Source organism: Flavobacterium riviphilum, assembly GCF_055231795.1.
Genome location: NZ_JBUYSY010000006.1, coordinates 20,497 through 39,100 on the forward strand (window position 1 = coordinate 20,497; position 18,604 = coordinate 39,100).

General features: G+C 35.7%; 9 protein-coding genes. 5 read left to right on the top strand and 4 right to left on the bottom strand.

Features of this window, described 5'->3' with window-relative positions; translation table 11 throughout:
* Positions 1–82: 82 nt before the first annotated feature.
* Positions 83–2,635 carry a hypothetical protein gene (locus tag ACZIX2_RS07845; RefSeq protein WP_463339537.1) on the bottom strand — a complete coding sequence of 851 codons (2,553 nt, stop codon included), beginning with the start codon at positions 2,633–2,635 and terminating at the stop codon, positions 83–85.
* Between the two features lie 656 nt (positions 2,636–3,291).
* Here ACZIX2_RS07845 and ACZIX2_RS07850 point away from each other — a divergent pair.
* From ACZIX2_RS07850 to ACZIX2_RS07870, 5 genes are all read left to right on the top strand, one after another.
* Positions 3,292–6,465 carry a SusC/RagA family TonB-linked outer membrane protein gene (locus tag ACZIX2_RS07850; RefSeq protein ID WP_463339538.1) on the top strand — a complete coding sequence of 1,058 codons (3,174 nt, stop codon included), beginning with the start codon at positions 3,292–3,294 and terminating at the stop codon, positions 6,463–6,465.
* 13 nt (positions 6,466–6,478) lie between these two features.
* On the top strand, positions 6,479–8,374 hold the full coding sequence (locus ACZIX2_RS07855) for a RagB/SusD family nutrient uptake outer membrane protein (RefSeq protein ID WP_463339539.1): 1,896 nt from the start codon (positions 6,479–6,481) through the stop codon (positions 8,372–8,374).
* A 169-nt stretch (positions 8,375–8,543) separates the two neighbouring features.
* Positions 8,544–9,233: a DUF3823 domain-containing protein gene (locus ACZIX2_RS07860; RefSeq protein ID WP_463339540.1), complete on the top strand. Its 690-nt coding sequence runs from the start codon at positions 8,544–8,546 to the stop codon at positions 9,231–9,233.
* A 115-nt stretch (positions 9,234–9,348) separates the two neighbouring features.
* Positions 9,349–10,665 carry a glycoside hydrolase family 71/99-like protein gene (locus ACZIX2_RS07865; RefSeq protein ID WP_463339541.1) on the top strand — a complete coding sequence of 439 codons (1,317 nt, stop codon included), beginning with the start codon at positions 9,349–9,351 and terminating at the stop codon, positions 10,663–10,665.
* Positions 10,666–10,879: 214 nt separating this feature from the next.
* Positions 10,880–13,168: a GH92 family glycosyl hydrolase gene (locus ACZIX2_RS07870; RefSeq protein WP_463339542.1), complete on the top strand. Its 2,289-nt coding sequence runs from the start codon at positions 10,880–10,882 to the stop codon at positions 13,166–13,168.
* 508 nt (positions 13,169–13,676) lie between these two features.
* Here the strand turns inward: ACZIX2_RS07870 and ACZIX2_RS07875 are convergent.
* The 3 genes from ACZIX2_RS07875 to ACZIX2_RS07885 are packed head-to-tail and all read right to left on the bottom strand — an operon-like array spanning position 13,677 to position 18,599.
* On the bottom strand, positions 13,677–15,572 hold the full coding sequence (locus ACZIX2_RS07875; protein ID WP_463339543.1) for a sulfatase family protein: 1,896 nt from the start codon (positions 15,570–15,572) through the stop codon (positions 13,677–13,679).
* Positions 15,572–17,170, bottom strand: a complete 1,599-nt coding sequence (locus ACZIX2_RS07880) for a sulfatase-like hydrolase/transferase (protein WP_463339544.1) — start codon at positions 17,168–17,170, stop codon at positions 15,572–15,574. Before ACZIX2_RS07880 ends, ACZIX2_RS07875 begins: the two co-directional genes overlap by 1 nt.
* Before the next feature lie 31 nt (positions 17,171–17,201).
* Positions 17,202–18,599 carry a sulfatase family protein gene (locus ACZIX2_RS07885; protein ID WP_463339545.1) on the bottom strand — a complete coding sequence of 466 codons (1,398 nt, stop codon included), beginning with the start codon at positions 18,597–18,599 and terminating at the stop codon, positions 17,202–17,204.
* Between the last annotated feature and the right edge of the window lie 5 nt (positions 18,600–18,604).

The following is an 18,604-nucleotide window of genomic DNA, read 5'->3' on the forward strand; positions in this document are numbered from 1 at the left end:
TAGAAAGTCTGTCTAGAGCCTTAAGCCCTCTCTGTATAGTGTACAGCTAGAGGGAATCAGTTAGGAAAGGCCGAAGGATATCTTAAACAATATCTTTGAAAGGAATTGTGAATTTTGCTTCTAATAAGTTATGATATTCTTTACAAAAATCATCATAAGACTGTTTGGAAAGACTTTTTTTACCCATAGCATAAAGTGCTTTACATTTGATGATGATAGCTTCTTCATTCAGTGGATCGAAGTTTAGAATACTATTGGCAATTAGTTCTAACAATGGTAAATTGGTTTGGTTTTTAGCTAGTTGTTCTAAGGCTTCAATGATATTATTGGCAATATCTACTTTGAATGGGTCAATCCACTCATTTTGAAAATCTGGGCAAATTTCACCAGCTTCAATGGTTTTTAAGAAAGGTTTGATTTCTTGCTCAGGTAAGGTGTTATTTTTGATTGCAGGAATTAGATGTGCTACATAAAAGTAATCACAAAAAACATCTTCCTCAAATTGGATAGACCAATAATTATTTTCGTTTTTAATTTCAATGTTTCCAATTTTTTCCAATAGGATTTTGAGTTTACTTAAGTTGACATTGCGATTATTTCTGGCACTATTTTCGGATTTATCCTGCCATAAACTTTCAATCATTTTAAATGAACTAACCCCTTTTTGATTTTTGGTTTTGGATAGTAAAATCAAAAGAAACAATTGTTTGAGTGTAGGGGTAAATTGAGATGTGATATCTTTACCTTCTTTGTCATAGGCCTCAAATCCGCCAAATAGGTATATGGCAGATTTTTTTATTTTGTTAAAAGGTACTTCTGATGAAGGTTCAATCGTTGTAGTGATTGAAGTTTCCCTTGTTGGCTCTATAGCAACCTCATGGTTTGTGTTTGCAGTTGTAGTACTGAGTTTAGATTTTTTCTTTTGAGTATATAAATATAAACCTGCACCTCCCAAACTTAGCAAGGTAAGAAGGATAATAGCTGTTTGTCCCCATTTTGACTCTTCTTCTTGAAAGACTTCGTTGGCAAGCAGAGGCGGGTAGGCCAAAGTATGAAGATTTACTGTGTTTTCGTTTGTAGTAACAGCAATAAGATTAGCTGTTGGTTCGTCTAACCATAGCGATGCGTTGGATTTGATATCTAAAAATTGATATGGAATTGCTTCTGGATAAAGTGTCATATCATATGAGTTGATACCAAATCGGGCCAGCTTAGCTTTAGTGTTGAAATTGTTGTTGTTGTAAATTAAAGTATAAAAGTGTTTTTTGTTTTGATCCAAAACTAAAGAGCTGACAGGAACAAAAGGTGCATTTTCAAGATTTGTTTGTTTCCATAGCCTTTTCACTTTAAAATCAGCAAAAGATACTTGAAATAAATCATAAAAATGATGACTATTAACCGCTTGACTTCCTGAAGTACTACCAAATCCTCCGAATAATAAAAAGGAATCTGTGTCGTAAATTCCAGCAGTACTTAAATATCGGGGTTCAATGGCATTTGTTTTTACTGCGGACCATTTGCCTGTATTGGGGTTTAAAGTATTGATAGTGTTTTTATAATTGTAATGACCATACCCTCCAAAAGTAATAAGATTTCCATTGCTGGGGTTTATTAGTTTAATATGATGCCACCAATCCGGTTCTAAACAAGTAGTTGGATTTTCGGACCAAGCTGCACTTTCAAAATTGAAACGAGAAATCTTACTTTTTTGGAACGAATAGGACCAAATTTCTTTAGTTTTTTTGTTGTAAATAAATGTATTGTCTTGGCAAGGGTAAGGAGAATTTTTGTAAAAGGTAGTATCTAACTTTTGATTTTTAAGATTATACGTGTAAATGGCTTTGGTATCAATGAAATAGATTTTACTTTGAGTGGCATCATAAGTCGACCCTAATAAGTGATCGAATTGGATGGTTTTAGTGGCACTCCATTTCATGTGTTGGTCCAGCAGCCAAGTTGGATTTGTTGCTGTGGCAATTGTTTTATTTACTTCATCATAAACATTGTTGTTTTTTAAATGTTTTCCTAAAATCCAGTTGTAAGCTAATGTTTTGTTGTCGAAAATTTTGACATGCTTTACGCTCATTGGGCAAACATCTGTAGTATTAAAGTTTTTTAAGTTACTTTTTCCAAATACTATTTCATAAGAACTTAAATCTGAAATTCCGTTAATACTTTTCGTTTTTTTATTACCATTGATGGATAATGAGAGCTTATTTTGACTAGGTCGCCAATCTAATTGGAATGTAGCCCACTTTTTTTCGGCAATATTTGGAATTTCTGTCCATTTGAAGGTGTGTACAATGGAGGAATTGACAACCAAAAGAAAACTTGGAGTGGCTGTATTGATACCGCCTTCAACGCTGCATATTAAGTCGATATTACAGGATTTGTTTCCTAATATCTTTACTATATTTCCATAATATCCATCATTCTTTCTAAAATTTGCTTCAAATTCTAAGGTGAAACCCTCATCAAAAAATATAGGGTTGATAGGAGTTAAATTTAAAGAAGTTCTTTGGTCTTGAACAACTTCTCTAGACTTGAAAAGAAGTCCATCAGCAAGTGTTTCTTGTGCTGATAATGAAATGAAATAAAGGAAAAATAAGAGTAGTGTAAGTAATGTTTTTTTCATTGAATTAAGCCATTCGTTTTTGGTTCAATATGTCAATTTTTAATGTGATTTTCTGTAATTCTAGACAATTTAGAAAAAACTTTCATCTTGCGAATATAAATCAATTTTTAATTTTTATGTAAAATTTTGTATTGAATTCTATTATTAATTTAAAAAAGTAACAATAGGACAGGACCATGTTATATTATTGTTTTTTTTTAGTATAGTTGTAGGTAAGTTCATATTTATCTTGGTTGTTTATTAACTTATTGTAAATCAATTTTTATTTACAAAAACAGTCCTAGGATTGATTGTATAAATGTGATTCTTTGAGCTGTATTTACAATTTAGTGGTGCTCGATGTGTCAATTACATTTTTATGGTTCTTGTAGTTTAGGTTGATTTTTTTTTGTTTTTGATAAAATATCACGCCTAAAAAAATGTAAAAAGGACTTTTTTTTTTCATTAATGGTAAAATTAATAGATTATTAATGGATTATTTACTGATTATTATCTCAAAATTAAGACCTGCGGAAGTACTTTGCTACATCAACAAATTAATTGATTTTTTTATTAATAAAGTAAAATCCACTAGGTATGAAGTAAACGAAGAAATCCAAGTATGAATTAAATAATCAAAAGAATCCATTTATGAATTAAAATTTATGAGACAATTAATGAAACCAAAACCCCAACCAAAAAATAGAAGAATAAGAAGCGTTCAGGCTTTTTTAAGTCTTCTCTTTGTAATTAGTTTTGCCACGCTTTCGGCTCAAAATGACACGAAACAAGGAGCTAAAACACTAACGGGACAGATTGTAGATGCTTCAAGTATGCCTGTGCCTGGAGTTAATATCACGTTATCAGGTACTAAAATTACCACCATATCTGATTTTGATGGTAAGTTTTCTATAAAGATTCCCAGTTTCCCTAGTACTCTACAATTTAGCAGTATGGGGTATAGCACACTAGAACGAAAAGTGAGTTCGTCCGATTTTATCGTAATAACTATGAAATCTGAATATAAAAATTTGAACGAAGTTGTAGTAGTGGGTTATGCTAAACAAAAAAAGGAAACCATTACAGGATCGGTATCGAATATTAAAGGAGCCGCTATTCAAACCACAACTTCGTCAAGTATTGCACAAAAGTTACAGGGAAAGGTAGCTGGACTTAACATTCGTCAAAATTCCGGACAGCCTGGAACTTTTGATAATTCTATTAACATCAGAGGATTTGGTAATCCAATCTACATTATTGATGGTGTTCGTAGAGGAAATGGTGATGAATTTCAACGTCTTAACGGTAATGATATTGAAAGTATCTCTGTATTGAAAGATGCATCGGCAGCCATTTATGGATTAGGAGCTGCAAATGGGGTTATTTTGATAACTACTAAAAAGGGGAACAAAGGTAAAACTACGTTCGAATACAGTTCTTTTATAGGATTTATGTCGCCAACAGATATTCCAACGATGATGAATGCAGCTCAATATGCTGAGATTTTTAATGATGCACAAATAAATCGTCCATTAGGGGGAGTGCCTTTTTTTACTAAAGATGATCTTCAAAATTACCGTATCGGTGCTCCTGGTTATGAAAGTACAGATTGGTATGATACTGCAATAAAAACTACTGCAATGCAAAAACAACAAAATCTTTCGGCATCAGGTGGAAATGAAGACATCAATTATTTTATTGGTTTAGGCTATGTAAATGAAGAAGGTTTGTTGAAAAGTAATGATATTGGTTATGAGCGATTTAACTTGCGATCTAATTTAACAGCAAAACTTACCAAAAACATTGAAGCACAATTGTTAATTGGAGGACGTTATGATTTTAGAAAACAACCTGGAGATAGTTTCTTTAATATCTTTAAAGGAACGCGTTCGAGTGTGCCAATTGATCGTCCTTTTGCTAATAATAATCCATTGTACCCTGGAGTAGTTACTCCTGGAAATCAAAACCCTGCAGTTTTGGCCGATAGAGATATTACAGGCTATGGAGAAGATGTAACCCGTAATTTACAATCAACTTTGGCATTAACATATACGGTGCCTTTTATCAAAGGAATGTCGATTAAAGGATCCGTTTCTTATGATGCCAATAATTTTGTGGCCAACAACTTATCGAAATCCTATACAGTGTATACGTATGATAAAGTTTTAGGAATCTATAAACCGATTCAAATGCGTGCAGGAACTGCAAATATTTCATACAGAACAAGTAATAGTAATTCTACAACTTTGCAAGGGTATATCAATTATAAACCAGAGTTAAATGAAAATCATCATTTGAGTACGGTACTTGTAGTGGAGGAGAATTTATTTAACAAGCAAGATGTTTCCTTGAAAAGATTGTATAAAGATTTTTACACCAAAGATGAAATCCGATATGCTGATCAATTGGGGCAAGAAAGTGATGGAATTAGAAGTGAGTCCGCTGATTTATCCTATATAGGAAGATTAAATTATGATTATAAAGGTAAATATTTGCTAGAATTGGCCGGACGTTACATGGGATCATACCGCTATTCTCCTGAAAATCGTTGGGGATTTTATCCAATGGGATCATTGGGTTGGGTAGTGTCTAAAGAGGAGTTCATGAATACTGAGGAAAGCATTTTGTCTAATTTGAAAATTAGGGGATCATATGGTGTAACGGCGCAGCCTGAAGGAGATCCGTTTCAATACATTAATGGTTATACACTAGGAACAGGTGGATCTTATGAGTTTACGGATGGTACTTTGATTAATGGTGTTGGTACACCAGTACCCGCCAATCCTAATTTGACGTGGATGACAGCTTCTACTGCCGATATAGGAATTGATGTAGGGTTATGGAAAAATAAACTGACTTTAACGGCGGATGTTTTTGACCGATTGGTAGAAGGTATTCCTGCAAAGGTGAGTGTGGCTTTGCCCAATACCTACGGAGGCGTATTGCCTCAAGAAAATTTGAACAGTAACCGTACGCAAGGTATTGAATTGGAAGTAGGGTTTAAAAACAATGATCATGCCTTTAAGTACGATATATCTGGGAATTTCACTTTTTCTAGAACCATGAATAAACATGTAGAAGGAGAGGCGTTTACTAATTCCATGCAACGTTATTTAAATCAAAGAGGACACCGATGGAATGATTTTGAAACCGGCTATGTTTATGCGGGACAATTTCAAAATGAACAAGAAATTTTGAATGCTCCTTTACAAAATGGGGCAAACGGGAATATCAATAGAGAGTTGCCTGGAGATTTTAAATATGAAGATTTGAATAATGACGGGATTATTGATGCACAAGATCAAAAACCTTTGTTTTACAATTCCTCTCCAAAAATATTTTTTGGTTTAAATATTAATGCTAGTTATAAAGGATTTGATTTTAATATGTTATTGCAAGGTGCTGCGCGTTATACTTTAAGATTTGATGGAGTGTATGGTCAAGTATTAGCATTTAACGGAGGGAATTCACCTGCCTATTTCTTTGATAGATGGCATAAAGAAGATCAATTTGATCCAAACAGTGCTTGGGTTCCTGGTAAATGGCCTGCTGCTAGACTATTAGCCGATGTAGGTGGAATTTACAAAGAGAGTTCAGTTTGGCGTAAAAATGCTACTTATGCCAGGTTAAAAAGCGTTGAAATTGGCTATACTTTTAATAGTAAAGAAGCCTTTATGAAAGATCTAGGACTTACTAAATTGCGTTTTTTTGCGAATGGTTTTAACTTATTTACACTAGCGGATAAGTTTGTTAAACCTTTTGACCCTGAAAAAATTGAAGGAGATACCAATGCAGGGTTTACCTATCCAATTTCTACTACTTATAACTTTGGCGTTAATGTTAGTTTTTAATACAAATAATAAAATGAAAAAGATACACTTATTAAAATTATGGTCTTTGTTTATGGTTCTGCTTTTAGTGGGCTGTGACAATGCTCTTGATTTGGAGCCCAGAGACAAGTTGACACCCGATGAAGTTTTTGCTACTTCGGCTGGGACACAATTATACTTGGCCGATTTATACAATCGTTTACCAATAGAAGATTTAACCTTTTTCCCAACACAAGGGTTTAATTACAACGAAGCAAACCCGAATAACAATGGGATTTGTAGTGAGATGTTTACTGGAACCGCAACTCATTCCAATTTAAATGCTCCTGGATTTATTAATGGAGGTCATTACAATTGGTGGGGTGATGCTTATAAATTGATTAGAGACATCAATCTTTTTATTGAAGTTGTTCCTACTTTAAAAGTGTCGGATCAGCAAAAAGCATTGTATTTAGGGGAAGCCTCTTTTTTACGAGCATTTGCCTATTATGGTTTGGTTAAACGCTATGGTGGCGTTCCGATTCTTAAACAAGCTCAAATCTACAATGGCGATTTAGAAGCTTTAAAAGTACCTAGAAATACAGAAAAAGAAACATGGGATTTTGTATTGTCAGAATGTGAAGTAGCTGCTAAAGCCTTAGATATTGATCCAAATGGAAGAAGAGCATCCAAATGGGCAGCCTACGGATTAATGTCAAGAGCAGCCTTACACGCAGCTTCGATAGCAAAATTTGGTGCAAAAAACCCTATGACTGGACCAGCAGTTGATGCGAAATTAGTTGGATTAGATGCTACAGATGCGGCAAGATACTATCAAATTTGTATTGATGCTTCGGCGGCTATTATGGATTCAAATAAATTTTCGTTATACAAGCCTACACCAGCAACTGCTGAAGAGGCTACGGAAAACATCAGATCTATGTTTGAAAATCCAAATGTGGCGCTAACTTCAGAAGCCATTCTAATCAAAGGAAGAACTATTCCAGGAAATGGTACAGGAAATAACTATGATATTTGGTATAGTCCTAACCAATTAAAAAATGGTTGGCCAAGTCCGGGCAGGATGAACCCTACCTTAGAGTTTGTGGATTTGTATGAGAGTTATGCTAATCCAGGGGTGAGTGCACCTATCGTTACCGCAGTTGGAGACAATATTAACGATTATAATGGCTTTGTTAAAACCAAACCCTATTTAAAATTTGATAAACCTCAAGATATCTTTGCTGGAAAAGATGCTCGTTTGTTTGCTACTGTAATTGTACCAGGGTCGCAATTCAAAGGTGTTACCATCAATATACAAGGAGGGTTAATTAATCCAGCAGGTAGTTTAGTGACTACAGGAAGTGTTACAGTAGGAAGTTCTACGTATTATGTGTTTGGTGATTCTAATCCATTTAACTTTTCAGGTTTTGCGCCTTTAGCTTCTGATCATACTAAAACTGGATTTTCCTTTAAAAAATTCTTAAGTACCAAACCCGTAATAAACGGTTGGAATCAAAGTACTACCGATTTTATGGAAATGCGTTATGCAGAAATCTTATTGAATTATGCAGAAGCAGTAGCAGAGAGTGGATTAGGTGATGTTTCAAAAGCAACTGCTGCTTTAAATGCGACTAGAAGAAGAGCGGCATTTATGACTACTATTCCTCTGTCAGTAGCCAACGTTAATCGTGAGCGTACTGTTGAATTGGCTTTCGAAAACAAAAGATATTGGGATTTAATCAGAAGAAGAGAGTATCAAGAGAAGTTTAATAATGTGCGTCAAAAGGCATTAATTCCGATTTTAGACTTACGCGGTACAGCACCTTATAAGTATATTTTTGTACGTTCTAATTTGAATATGAACAACCAATTGTTTTTAAGCAAATATTATTACAAAGAAATTCCAGGGGTAGCCTTAAATGGATTGATACAAAATCCTCAATATTAAAAGATAGTAATTTAAACAAGTAATGATTTATGTTTCGCTTTGAAAAAAATGTGTTTATTGTATTTTGTTTTAAAGTTAGTTATTCTTTAGTTTTCTCAATGGTTTGAATTAGTGCGCTCATTTTTTCAACTGCGAAACATAAATGTATACCCAAGAAAAATTTAAAATTATGAACAGATTTATAAGAATTCTTCCTTTATTGTTAGTGCTTGTAGGATTTACTTCCTGTGAACTAGACAACTTAGATGAACCGACATCGGGATTGTACGGTAGTATAATTGATCAAAAAACGGGTGCACTTGTACCCCAAGATATTATTCAAGGTTCTATTATAGAATTGAGAGAGAATGGGTATGTCAATGTATCACCACAAAACTTGGTGGTAAAGAATAATGGAACCTATGAGAATAGTCGACTATTTGCCAATAGTTATATGGTGCAACCTGTGCGTACCAATTTTCAAGCGGTAGCGTCACAAGAAGTTAATATTAAAGGTAGAACGCAATTGGACTTTTCGGTTACTCCATTTTTGCGTCTGAACGAGGCTAAAATAGAAAAAGTAGGAACTAAAATAGTAGCTTCTTTTAAAATAGAACAAACTACTGCCGATGTAGTTAAGAAATATGGACTTTATGCACACAGAGATCCAAATGTTGGTGAATTCATGCAAACAGCAAGAACAGAAGTTACACTCAATGCTTTAGCAGTAGCTGATAAAGTTTATACAGTAGAAATAGAAACGGCTAATAACGCCAATTTTGTAAAAGGGAAAACCTATTATTTTAGAGTTGGAGCGGTAACTGTTGCACCTGAATCACGTTCTAACTATGCACCGGAAGTAGTTTCGTTTACCTTATAATCAGTATGTTTCACTTTCATCCTTTGCTAGTACTGAATCGTATGGGGAAAGGATGAAAGGTTACACAGTACCTATTGGGTAAAAATCAAATTTTTAACGAGATTTTTTGTGTTATATGAGATACAAATTTCTATTAATTAGTAGAAAATTATTTCCCTTTTTTGGTTTTAGTTTTGTATTGATGCATTTGCTGTATGGTCAATCTATGGAAGCTCAGAGTGGTGCATCAACTGCGTCGGCGCGTACTCCCTTATACCCTTCGTATACAAATTTGGTAATGGCGGGTTATCAAGGCTGGTTTGCGGCACAAGGAGATGGTTCTGATCGAGAGTGGCACCATTACGAAGGTAAATGTGGTTTTGCACCTGGTTGTTCTACTATCGATATGTGGCCAGATATGAGCGAATATACTCAACAGTATAAAACGCCCTTTTCATTTCCAAATGGGACAACAGCCACATTGTACAGTCCGTATGATTCGAATACCATTGATTTGCATTTTAAATGGATGCAAGAGTACGGAATTGATGGGGTACATATGCAACGTTTTATTACCGAAATAAAGCCAAATAGTAAAAATGGTAAACGTCATTTTAATACCGTTTTAGGAAATGCTTTGCGTGCGGCCAAAAAGTATGAAAGAGCGATAGCTTTAATGTATGATTTGAGCGGCTGTACTTCGAATGATCTTTCTTTAGTAGTAGCCGATTTGAAAGAGTTGCAGCAATTGTATCGACTATTTGATGCACAAGAAAATCCCACCTATTTACGACATAGAGGTAAACCCTTGGTGTCGTTATGGGGAGTAGGTTTTAATGATCATCGTAAGTATAGTACGGCTGATGTTGCGCGATTGGTGGCTGCTATTCAAAAAGAGGTACCTGGTTTGTCCCTTATGTTAGGTGTGCCTTATTATTGGCGAACCTTTGGAAAAGACACTACTAAGGATCCATTATTACATGATTTGATTAAACAATGTGATCTTATTATGCCTTGGGCGGTGGGAAGATATACTTTAAAAAGTTACAATGCTAAAATGATAGCTCAAGATATAGCATGGACAAAACGTAATGGAGTAGATTATATTCCTTTGGTTTTTCCTGGTTTTTCTTGGGGGAATTTGAAAAATGATACGCTAAGTTATCATTTAATTCCAAGGGCTAAAGGTGATTTTTTGTGGAAACAAATTGCTGGGGCAAAACAACAAGGAGCTCAAGCTTTATATGTGGCAATGTTTGATGAAATTGATGAAGGAACTGCAATATACAAGGTAATGCAAGAAACAGACGTGCCATTGAATGGTGGAGAGGGTAAAAAATTTATTGGAATCGAAGATGATCTTCCAACTGATTATTACTTGTGGTTAACAGGGCAAGGGGCGCAATGGTTTCATCATAAAAAACAATTTACAACGACAAAACCTATCCGTTAATTTTTGATTTTGCCAATTTGTATAGGGCGCTGTTTTTCAAACAAGCAGCTAAGGGGTAAGGCATTGGTTAAAACTATCAATGATTCCATATCTATGCTGCTTTGTTTAAAAAATGCTTATACTATTACAGGTCAATTAAGCAGTCTAATCTTTTAGTCTGATTCCTTGACTAAATATTTCAAAACTTTTAAGAGTACTTAAAAACAATAACTCTATGAAAATTTATTTAAAGCACTGTTTGCTTTTTACTTTGCTTGTGTTTTTTACATTTGGGCGTGCCCAAATTATAAAGCGAGCCAAAACTATAAAAGATCCCGTGGATTATGTAAATCCTTATATGGGAAATATTAGTCATTTGCTAGTGCCAACTTATCCTACGATTCATTTACCCAATAGTATGCTACGTGTATATCCGGAACGAAAGGATTACACGGGAGTAGTTATAAAAGGGTTACCTGTAGTAGTAACGAGTCACCGTGGCAGTTCTGCCTTTAATATTAGCCCTTTTCAAGGGGCAGAATCGGATATTGCTCCTGTCATTGATTACAGTTATGATTTAGAAAAAATTACTCCGTATTCTTATCAAGTCTATTTGGAAGAACAAAAGACTTCGGTTGATTTTGGTGTGTCACACCAATCGGCTATGTATCAATTTTCGTTTGAAAATGGGGCACCCGTTCATTTAATCTTAAATTCGAAACAAGGTGAATTGACTTGGGATGGTACAGCCGTTTCAGGGTTTCAATGGATAGATGCTACTACCAAAGTATTTCTTTATTTAATCCCTGATCAAAAGCCTACAAAAGTAGGAGCTGTTCTAGCTAATAAAGGAGTAAGTTCAGAAACAAAAGCAACAGGTAAGAATGCCAGTTTGGTATTGTATTTTCCAAAAGGGACAAAACTTTTGAAAGCCCAATATGGCATATCCTTTATAAGTGAGCAGCAGGCCAAAAGAAATGTAACACGAGAAATTGGGAACAAATCTTTAGCTCAAATTCAAAAAGAAGGTCGTGCATTATGGAATGCCTCGTTAGAAAAGATAGCTATTGAAGGAGGAACAATAAACGAGAAAACTGTTTTTTACACCTCTTTGTATCGCTGTTTTGAACGTTCGGTGTGTATTTCCGAAGATGGCCAGTATTATAGTGCCTTTGATAAAAAAGTACATCAAGATTTTGGAAGACCTTTTTATACCGATGATTGGATTTGGGATTCGTATCGTGCCCAACATCCATTACGCGTACTACTAGATCCAAAAGTAGAAGAAGATATCTTAAATTCATTTGTGCTAATGGCAGAACAAATGGATCAGTTGTGGCTACCTACTTTTCCTGAAATAACAGGTGATAGTCGCCGTATGAATTCAAATCACGGTATTGCGTCTATTGTAGATGCTTACAAGAAAGGATTGAGGAATTTTGATGTGCAAAAAGCTTATGCGGCTAGTAAAGGGGCTATTGAAAACAAAACTTTAGCACCGTGGTCAGGTTTACCAGCTGGTGTTTTGGATGATTTTTATAAAAAGAAGGGGTATTTTCCAGCCTTATCTTCGGGTGAAGAGGAGAGCGTTCCAGAAGTACACACTTTTGAAAGTAGGCAACCCGTTGCGGTCACTTTAGGAACAGCATATGATCAATGGTGTTTATCAGAACTAGCTAGCGAATTGGGTAAAAATGTTGATGCAGCTTACTTTAAAAAAGCATCATTTAATTATCGTAATTTATTTCATCCGGAAACCCATTTTTTTCATCCCAAGGACAAAGATGGCAATTTTATTCAGCCTTTTGATTATGTGCTTTCTGGAGGAATGGGGGCAAGAAAATATTATGGTGAGAACAATGGTTGGATTTATCGATGGGATGTACAACACAATATTCCCGATTTGATTCAATTGATGGGCGGCAAGGAGGCTTTTATCAAGAATTTGGATAGCATGTTTTCGAAATCCTTAGGTAAAAGTAAGTTTGAATTTTATGCACAATTGCCGGATCATTCAGGCAATGTGGGGCAATTTTCTATGGCCAATGAGCCTTCGCTACACATTCCGTATTTGTATAATTTTGCAGGTCAACCTTGGAAGACCCAAAAATACATTCGTCAATTGTTGCAAGAGTGGTTTCGAAATGATTTGATGGGGGTGCCAGGTGATGAAGATGGTGGTGGATTGTCTGCTTTTGTAGTGTTTTCACAATTAGGTTTTTATCCAGTAACCCCTGGACTCCCTATTTATTCGATTGGAAGTCCTGTATTTGCTAATGCTCGCATACAATTGGATCATGGCAAATCATTTGAAGTTATTGCTAAAAATTATGCAGAGGACAACAAATACATTCAATCGGCTACATTGAATGGTAAGCCACTTGATACCCCATGGTTTGCACATGAAGTATTGCAAAAAGGGGGTGTTTTGGTGTTGACTATGGGGAATAAACCTAATCCTTTATGGGGAACCAATGCCCAAGCCTATGCTCAAATGACGTTGACAGCATTGGACAAAAAATAATTCATTTTTTTTACTACAACATTGAGGGGTTTGTTTAGGCAAATCCCTCAATTTTTTTATGTGGTGGATCAGATTTCAATAAATTGAGTAGACAAGTAACACAATCTAGTTATTAACGGCAAACTTCTACTAAATTTAAAATTACTAAGAGAGTTTGACCATAACAGTCTATTAATCGTTTTTGCAACACTACAAATCCAATTCTATAGACTTAGAATATTATATCTAATTAGTGTATAGTGGTAATAGTTTGAATTCCAATACAAATGTAATAAGTTGACTTTTGAACTATGGTTTTAAGTTTTGGTGGATTACTTTAATTGAAATGTATTAGTGACTGAGGATTTTTTTCCAAACATTTGCAATAGTTCCCTTTAATTGGAATAATGCATTTAAATTAAAAATTTGATAAGCATAAAAAAGAGGTACTATTTCTGAGTACCTCTTATTTTTTGTAAGAAAATGTAATTAGGAAAAATGACCGTCGTTTTTTGTAAAATAGCTGCCTCTAAAAACTACAAACAAGCTCTCCTTTACCGTTTCTGATATGGATATTGTTTAGATAGACAGTAGTTTGCCCGGTGTTGTTGCCCTCAAAAGTAAGTCCGAAATCATGTATTGTTAAGGGGGACAGACTACCTAAACCTACAACAACATGTTTCCATTGTTGCCCCCATTGTGTTGGAGATTGCAAGGGTTTGTGGTCAAAATTAATTCCATTTCGGTCATTAAAAACACTATTGTTACCTCGTAGTGGAGAAAAATAACAGTAGGATAAAAGGGTAGGTGACAGCACTTTTATATCGTATTCAAGATAATAATCTGCTTGTATAGCCACTTCTTTTTTAATAATTTTCAGGGTTTGTTTCTTTGGTTCAGCTTCCAGATTTAGGGTTAAGCTTATTTCTTTTTCATTCTTTTTTATTGGGACCAATTTCGTTTGTAGTGGTTGGTGCATGAGTGAAACTCCCATTTTTTTAGAAACTTTATTCATATTCCTAATTAGTTTTTGTACCACTTTAGGATTGGCTGAAGCTACATTTTGCGATTCGGCTTTATCTTGAATCATATCGTATAGCTCGACTTTGTTATAGAATCGAAACAATTTCCATTTTGGGGTTCTAAGTACATCATGATCTCTCCAATTCCAATAGAAGCTACGATTGTTTTTCTTTTGTTTGCCTTCGAGAATCTTGACCATACTAATTCCATCTAAATTTTTAGGTAGGCTTTGGTGGCTTCTAGCTAAATCAGCTAAGGTTGGAAATATATCGAGATAGCCACACAATTCGTTCACCCTTTTTGGACTATTTTTAATCATCCCATGTGGAAGTATCATGGTAGCTGGTGCGTGGATTCCACCTTCATACAAGGAGTGTTTTGCACCTCTAAATGGAGCGTTGTTCCCAGCGTATTCCGTTCCGCCATTGTCTGAAAAAAATAGAATAATAGTGTTGTCCATAAGACCAGAATTTTTCAAGTAATCCACAATGAGTCCAATGTTGTCATCTAAGGAGGTAACCATTGCTGAATATAGCATATCTATTTCGGCTTTACTCAATTTTTCAGGTTTTGTCAACCAGTTGGAATCGTTGTAAAGAGTGGCATTAAATTTTCTCCATTCTGGAATATTGATAACCGCATTCCGATAAAAATCATATGGTTTTTGATCTTTGACCTTGCTTAATATCATTTCGGGAACCCTTTTGAGAAGAGCTTCTTTCACTACATGTGGACCATGTACTGCTGGAAACGGAATATAACACAAAAACGGGCGATGATTTATCTTGGCCTGATTCATGAATTCAATGGCGTACTTGGCAGTCAAGTCGGTGGCGTATTCTTGTTCCTCATTTTTGAGTTGCCCATCATGAAACCAACCTGTCGATGCTTTCGAAAAGTAATCTACCGCGCCTGCATAAAAACCTACAAATCGATCAAAACCAAATTGATTCACTGTTGGTGCCTTTGCAACTTGATTGGGCGAGGGGCTGTTATGCCATTTTCCAAAGAGGCCTGTAAGATACCCTTCTTTTTGAAAAAAATTACCAATGTTTGGAAGATTTGGATCCATATTTCCCCCAGTTTCAGGACCTGCGCCGATACGTAAAGGGTGCAAGCCTGTTAATAATCCGCCACGAGTTGGAGTACACACCGGATTGGTCATGAAGTTGGTGAACTCAATACCTTGCTCGAATAATTTATCGATATTGGGTGTGGGGGTAAGTCCACCAGTATAACTCAAATCGCCATAACCAAGATCGTCTGCTAGTAAAATGACTATGTTGGGTGCCGAATTTTTTTGAGCCACTGTCACTGCTGTACAAAGGAGCCAAAGGATTCCGGCCTTTTTCAACAATTTGATAGTACTACACTGATACTGATACTGAGACATAGCTTGCATTAGATTAATTTTCGTTTTTGAACACCCTCAATATGTGAAGAATTGTTTTTTTTCAACCATTCTAATAATGCAGCTCGGAGTTCTTCAGCTTTTTTATGATATTTGGCTCGCTCAGGGTTGTTGCCTAGTAAATTGGTCATTTCATTTGGGTCTTGGTTTAAATTGTACATAGCGTTAAGCACCTTAGAGGTTTCGGTATATGGAACCATAAGTTTCCAACCGTCTTTTACTATCATATAATTCGGTTCCGTATCGCCTCGGTAATCCCATTCTTGTACTACATATTTTCCATGATTTTTATCGGTTCCTTCCATTAGACCGCGCAAACTTTTGCCATCAGATGGGTGTGATGGAACTTGTAAATAGTCTAGTATAGTGGCAAATAAATCTACAGTAGAAGTATAGCCGTTTACTACCTTATTTGCTTTAATTTTATCGGGGAATCGAAGGATTAGAGGTACATGAGCCGATTCTTCATAAAAAACGTTTTTTTCACGCATACCGTGTGCACCAAGCATTTCACCATGATCACTGGTGAAAATTACTAAAGTATTTTCATCTAGATGTAGTGCCTCGAGTTTGTCAAGTATTTTTCCTACCCAATCATCAACCTCTCTAACCAAACCATAGTAACTAGAGATCATATATCTAATTTTCTCTGGGTCAGCATATTCTGGATGGTCTAAACGTCCATTTGTTTTCTTATATGGTGAATTTAACATATCATCTTTCATGCTTACTGGAATAGGCATATCTTTTATAGGGTACATGTTGTAATAGGGAGCGGTGGGTAACATTGGCGCATGCGGCGAATGAAAAGCACAGGTAATACTGAAAGTTGAATCCTTGAGGCGTTCTATTGCTTCCATCGTTTGTTTGGCTTGAAAGGCCGTCATGGTATGTTCTTTGTCTATCAGCAATTCTCCATTCAAATCGGGTTGGATGAAGTGTAATTTTTTTTCTACTATTTCTTCATAGGTCTTGCCATGGAATTTATCTAAAGGATTGGTTCTGTATGGCCTTTCAGTAATTTGATCGTATAATTCACCAGGTTGAAGGGCTCTTTTGGGCGATTTCTCGTTTAAGTAATCCATATAGATATGGGTTTGACCTTCGGGACCAAAGATTGATTTTCCATTTTGTGCTATTTTTTGTGGATTTTTATAAACATCGGCCTTTGAAGTTTGAGAATGCCATTTGCCATAGTATTCACATCGATAGCCATTTTTAGCCAAAATTTCATCAAAAGTAGGCATAGACATCAAGCCTTCTTTTTTAAAACTATAAGCATATTCATTGATTTTCATGCCGTTGTTTTCGATTGTTGTTCCCGTTAAAATTGAAGATCTCGATGGACCACAAACGGCACTCGGGGAGTAAGCATTTTTAAAACGCGCCCCTTGTTTTGCCAATCGATCCATGTTTGGAGTTTTCAGAATTTTGTTGCCAGCACTACTCATAGCATCAAAACGTTGTTGATCCGTAATAATGAAGAGTAAATTTGGTTTTTTCTTTTGTTGGGCTAATGAAGTAGTGCCTTGCAGTAAAGCGCATAGCCCCCAAATGGGCAGTAGGAGGTATTTGAGTTTATTTTTCATAGGTATAGTATTTAAAGTTTTAGAGCATTAACTATTTTGGTTGTACTGTTTTTTGAAAGGATACCGTTTTTTGGAATAATTTTTTACAAATTTTAGGGTTTTTATCGGCTAAATTATTGGATTCAGTAGGGTCGTTTTCGAGGTCAAAAAGGAACCAGCTTCCATTTGATTTCATGGGTTTTACTCCTGGATAGGCTTCCGGGCTTGCTTGCTCCACGGGAGCAATTATACTTATGCCATCAGGACTTCTTGGGTCTTTGTATTTACTAGGGTCAATCTCTTGGTAAAAATCGGGTTTCGTGAGGTGCAATTTCCATTTTCCCATTCGTATGGTTCTTATTTTATTGTCTTTCATGCTAAATATAGGGCCATGGGTTTGTTTTTTACCTTTTAATATTTTACTGATATCTTGGCCATCTAGAACAAGATTGAGAATAGATTTTATACCGGTTAAATTGGTCAGGGTGGGGAATATATCTAAAGAACTACATGGTAGGGTAGCTGTTAATCCTTTAGATACTGCTTTAGGATATCTTATAAGAAATGGAACCCTAATACCCCCTTCCCAATTGTTAGCTTTCATTCCTTTCAATCCCCCCGTATTGCCACCATACCATGGACCATTATCAGACATGAAAATCACTATGGTGTTGTCCAACAACTTTAATTTTTCTAGGCTTTCTATAATAGCACCTGTAGACCAATCGAGTTCTTTTAGCACACTTTCGTACAAGACTTTGCTATTTCCCTCTTTATAAAATGTTTCTGATGCAGCTAAAGGTTTGTGAGGCATGGCATGAGCTAAATAGAGAAAGAAAGGATTTTTTTGATTTTGTTCTATAAAATCTATGGCTTTTGCAGTATATTTTTGGGTAAGCCTTCTTTGGTCAACTTTGCGGTCAATGATTTCATTGTTTTCTAACAAATTAACGGGACGCATGTCATTGGAGTACAACATTCCGTAATACCCATCAAAGCCATGAAGTAGTGGGTGAAATTCAGGTTGGTGGCCCAAATGCCATTTGCCTATACATTGGGTGGCATAGCCTGCTTTTTGAAACATTTCGCCTAAGGTGACTTCTTGTTTTGGTAGTCCTACCTCATTGATATTTGCATCAGGAGCTGGATTTTCAAGCACCCCATGGCGGAGCGGAAATCGTCCGGTGAGTAAACTCGCTCGTGAAGGGGCGCAGTAGGGGGTGGGTACATAAAAATTTGTAAATCGGGCTCCTTCTTTGGCCAACCGATCAATGTGGGGAGTTGCGATTTGTTCGGGGTTATAGCACGAAAGTTCACCATACCCCATATCGTCTGTTAAGATGATGATGACATTGGGAGGTGTCTTTTTGGAATGCAATTGCGCATTGGATTGCCAAATGTTTCCAATGCATAAAAGTAATGAAATATAAAAAAAACGTATTAGTATCATTGTTT

Excerpts from the sequence above, each read along its gene's own strand:
- ACZIX2_RS07845 (WP_463339537.1), bottom strand. The coding sequence starts at position 2,635 with ATGAAAAAAACATTACTTACACTACTCTTATTTTTCCTTTATTTCATT.
- ACZIX2_RS07850 (WP_463339538.1), top strand. The coding sequence starts at position 3,292 with ATGAAACCAAAACCCCAACCAAAAAATAGAAGAATAAGAAGCGTTCAG.
- ACZIX2_RS07855 (WP_463339539.1), top strand. The coding sequence starts at position 6,479 with ATGAAAAAGATACACTTATTAAAATTATGGTCTTTGTTTATGGTTCTG.
- ACZIX2_RS07860 (WP_463339540.1), top strand. The coding sequence starts at position 8,544 with ATGAACAGATTTATAAGAATTCTTCCTTTATTGTTAGTGCTTGTAGGA.
- ACZIX2_RS07865 (WP_463339541.1), top strand. The coding sequence starts at position 9,349 with ATGAGATACAAATTTCTATTAATTAGTAGAAAATTATTTCCCTTTTTT.
- ACZIX2_RS07870 (WP_463339542.1), top strand. The coding sequence starts at position 10,880 with ATGAAAATTTATTTAAAGCACTGTTTGCTTTTTACTTTGCTTGTGTTT.
- ACZIX2_RS07875 (WP_463339543.1), bottom strand. The coding sequence starts at position 15,572 with ATGCAAGCTATGTCTCAGTATCAGTATCAGTGTAGTACTATCAAATTG.
- ACZIX2_RS07880 (WP_463339544.1), bottom strand. The coding sequence starts at position 17,170 with ATGAAAAATAAACTCAAATACCTCCTACTGCCCATTTGGGGGCTATGC.
- ACZIX2_RS07885 (WP_463339545.1), bottom strand. The coding sequence starts at position 18,599 with ATGATACTAATACGTTTTTTTTATATTTCATTACTTTTATGCATTGGA.